Raw genomic sequence first — 2500 nt, forward strand, 5'->3', positions numbered from 1 at the left:
GCACCGGGCAGGCGTCACACCCTATACGTCCACTTTCGTGTTTGCAGAGTGCTGTGTTTTTAATAAACAGTCGCAGCGGCCTGGTATCTTCGACCGGCATGGGCTTACGTAGTAAATACTTCACCCTCACCGGCGCACCTTCTCCCGAAGTTACGGTGCCATTTTGCCTAGTTCCTTCACCCGAGTTCTCTCAAGCGCCTTGGTATTCTCTACCCAACCACCTGTGTCGGTTTGGGGTACGGTTCCTAGTTACCTGAAGCTTAGAGGCTTTTCCTGGAAGCATGGCATCAACCACTTCGCTTTCTAAAAGAAAGCTCGTCATCAGCTCTCGGCATTAAGATCCCGGATTTACCTAAGATCTCTGCCTACCACCTTAAACAAGGACAACCAACGCCTTGCTGGCCTAGCCTTCTCCGTCCCCCCATCGCAGTAACTAGAAGTACGGGAATATTAACCCGTTTCCCATCGACTACGCTCTTCAGCCTCGCCTTAGGGACCGACTCACCCTGCGTCGATTAACGTTGCGCAGGAACCCTTGGTCTTTCGGCGTGCGAGTTTTTCACTCGCATTGTCGTTACTCATGTCAGCATTCGCACTTCTGATACCTCCAGCCAGCTTCTCAACTGACCTTCACAGGCTTACAGAACGCTCCTCTACCGCTCAACTTGCGTTGAACCCGTAGCTTCGGTACCTGGTTTGAGCCCCGTTACATCTTCCGCGCAGGCCGACTCGACTAGTGAGCTATTACGCTTTCTTTAAAGGGTGGCTGCTTCTAAGCCAACCTCCTAGCTGTCTAAGCCTTCCCACATCGTTTCCCACTTAACCAGGATTTTGGGACCTTAGCTGACGGTCTGGGTTGTTTCCCTTTTCACGACGGACGTTAGCACCCGCCGTGTGTCTCCCGTGCTGACACTTGCTGGTATTCGGAGTTTGCATCGGTTTGGTAAGTCGGGATGACCCCCTAGCCGAAACAGTGCTCTACCCCCAGCAGTGATACACGAGGCGCTACCTAAATAGCTTTCGAGGAGAACCAGCTATCTCCGAGCTTGATTAGCCTTTCACTCCGATCCACAGGTCATCCGCTAACTTTTCAACGGTAGTCGGTTCGGTCCTCCAGTCAGTGTTACCTAACCTTCAACCTGCCCATGGATAGATCGCCCGGTTTCGGGTCTATTCCCAGCGACTAGACGCCCTATTAAGACTCGCTTTCGCTACGCCTCCCCTATTCGGTTAAGCTCGCCACTGAAAATAAGTCGCTGACCCATTATACAAAAGGTACGCAGTCACCTAACAAAGTAGGCTCCCACTGCTTGTACGCATACGGTTTCAGGTTCTATTTCACTCCCCTCTCCGGGGTTCTTTTCGCCTTTCCCTCACGGTACTGGTTCACTATCGGTCAGTCAGTAGTATTTAGCCTTGGAGGATGGTCCCCCCATATTCAGACAAAGTTTCTCGTGCTCCGTCCTACTCGATTTCACTTCTAAGATCCTTTCGCGTACAGGGCTATCACCCACTATGGCCGCACTTTCCAGAGCGTTCCGCTAAAATCAAAGAAGCTTAAGGGCTAATCCCCGTTCGCTCGCCACTACTAAGGGAATCTCGGTTGATTTCTTTTCCTCAGGGTACTTAGATGTTTCAGTTCCCCTGGTTCGCCTCACACACCTATGTATTCAGTGTGTGATAACCATCTTATGATGGCTGGGTTCCCCCATTCAGACATCTCCGGATCAAAGTCTGTTTGCCGACTCCCCGAAGCTTTTCGCAGGCTACCACGTCTTTCATCGCCTCTGACTGCCAAGGCATCCACCGTATGCGCTTCTTCACTTGACCATATAACCCCAAGCAATCTGGTTACTGTCTATAACGTGAAGACGACATTCGCCGAAAATTTGCATAGAGAACACGCAAATTTTACCTTGACTTGAATAACCACCAGTGAAAGTGATCACTCAAATCTACTTCTATCACATACCCAAATTTTTAAAGAACAGTTCTGGCGCAAAGACCAGAAATCAATACCCTCACACACCATCAGATGCGCAAGCAGCACTCATTTCTGAGCTTTCAGCGATTGTCGAGTTAATGGTGGAGCCAAGGAGGATCGAACTCCTGACCTCCTGCGTGCAAAGCAGGCGCTCTCCCAGCTGAGCTATGGCCCCATCTACAGATCGGCCACATCCCATGACAATTGGTGGGTCTGGGCAGATTCGAACTGCCGACCTCACCCTTATCAGGGGTGCGCTCTAACCAACTGAGCTACAGACCCAATCGTCTCTCTCGGGTCGAAACCCAATCGCTTTTCGCTAGTGAATCAAGCAATTCGTGTGGGAGCTTATGAAGAAGCTGAAGTCTTCGATTAAGGAGGTGATCCAGCCGCAGGTTCCCCTACGGCTACCTTGTTACGACTTCACCCCAGTCATGAATCACTCCGTGGTAACCGTCCCCCCGAAGGTTAGACTAGCTACTTCTGGAGCAACCCACTCCCATGGTGTGACGGGCG

2 tRNA genes and 2 rRNA genes (1 of these 4 cut by a window edge) are annotated in these 2500 nt (G+C 51.2%); all 4 read right to left on the reverse strand.

Features of this window, described 5'->3' with window-relative positions:
• Positions 1–1830, reverse strand: a 23S ribosomal RNA gene (locus QT990_RS35335); the annotation flags it as partial.
• Between the two features lie 253 nt (positions 1831–2083).
• A tRNA-Ala gene (locus QT990_RS35340) sits at positions 2084–2159 on the reverse strand.
• A 30-nt stretch (positions 2160–2189) separates the two neighbouring features.
• Positions 2190–2266: transfer RNA gene (locus tag QT990_RS35345), tRNA-Ile, on the reverse strand.
• A 91-nt stretch (positions 2267–2357) separates the two neighbouring features.
• Positions 2358–2500 (reverse strand): 16S ribosomal RNA (locus tag QT990_RS35350); it runs 1394 nt beyond the window's last position.

The organism is Microcoleus sp. T3_B1 (genome assembly GCF_036700445.1).
In the GTDB taxonomy this organism is placed as follows: domain Bacteria; phylum Cyanobacteriota; class Cyanobacteriia; order Cyanobacteriales; family Microcoleaceae; genus Microcoleus.